Here is a 1,073-nt window from a genome sequence, read left to right as displayed (position 1 = left end):
GCAAGAATAGTGCAGCCAAAGCAAGTTGGTAGGCTATGCATTAAAGGTGACAGGTTTTGTTGTAAGGCTGCACTATTAATCAGGTTTCGTCTCCGGGATGAAAGCTAGTAGCGACTTTAGTCGCCGTAAATATTTGAATCTGTCCGGGTATTTGTCGCCAGATAGTGTAGAATAAAATAGTAACGGAGGAGGTCGATATCCGGTGATCATACTTGAATTCAAAGCGTACGGTAAAGATAGTCAGTACACTGCAATAGACGAGGCTATTCGGACGGTCAAGTTTATTCGTAATTCTTGCATTAGATTGTGGATGGACAATAAAGGGACTGGAAAATATGATCTTAGTAAATACTGCAAGATACTAGCTAAACAGTTTCCTTTTGCTAATGAACTAAACTCAACGGCACGACAAGCAGCTTCTGAGCGTGCATGGTCATCTATAGTCCGGTTTTATGACAACTGCAAAAAGAAAAAACCCGGCAAAAAGGGTTTTCCTAGATTTCAGAAGCAATGTAGGTCGGTAGAGTACAAGCAGTCTGGGTGGAAACTGTCTCCTGATAAAAAGGCTATAACCTTTAGCGACAAGAAAGGAATAGGGAAACTTAAACTCAAAGGGAAATGGGACTTGTGGCAATTTGACAAAAATCAAATTAAGCGAGTCCGAATTGTGAAACGAGCTGATGGGTACTATGTGCAATTTTGCATAGCAGTTGACATAAAAGAAGACCTAAAACCTTCCTGTAGAAACGTCGGATTGGATGTAGGACTAAAGGAGTTTTATACTGACTCTGATGGAAATACTGAACCTAATCCTCATTTCTACAGGAAGGGAGAAAAGCGTTTAAAATTTTACCAACGTCGAGTATCTCGCAAAAAGAAAGGCTCAGCCAACCGTAGGAAAGCAGTTAATAGGCTAGGCAGGACACACCTTAAAATAAGTAGACAACGTGAAGAACATGCCAAGAGACTGGTTAGAAGTTACCGCAAGAAGAGTGCAGCCTTTATAGTTGATAGGCTATGCATCAAAGGTGGCAGGTTTTGTTGTAAGGCTGCACTCTTCTAAGGTTTCGTCT

1 protein-coding gene is annotated in these 1,073 nt (G+C 41.1%); it reads left to right on the top strand.

All coding sequences use genetic code 11. The features are described from left to right. The first annotated feature begins 202 nt into the window (after window positions 1-202). Window positions 203-1,063, top strand: coding sequence for an RNA-guided endonuclease InsQ/TnpB family protein (locus F6K20_RS39590; RefSeq protein WP_009149329.1), 861 nt, complete (start codon window positions 203-205; stop codon window positions 1,061-1,063). The last annotated feature ends 10 nt before the right edge of the window (window positions 1,064-1,073 follow it).

This window comes from Moorena sp. SIO2C4 (assembly GCF_010672485.1).
GTDB classification, from domain to species: domain Bacteria; phylum Cyanobacteriota; class Cyanobacteriia; order Cyanobacteriales; family Coleofasciculaceae; genus Moorena; species Moorena producens.
The sequence above is the reverse complement of the archived record's forward strand: the minus strand, read 5'-3'. Positions and strand labels throughout refer to the sequence as shown.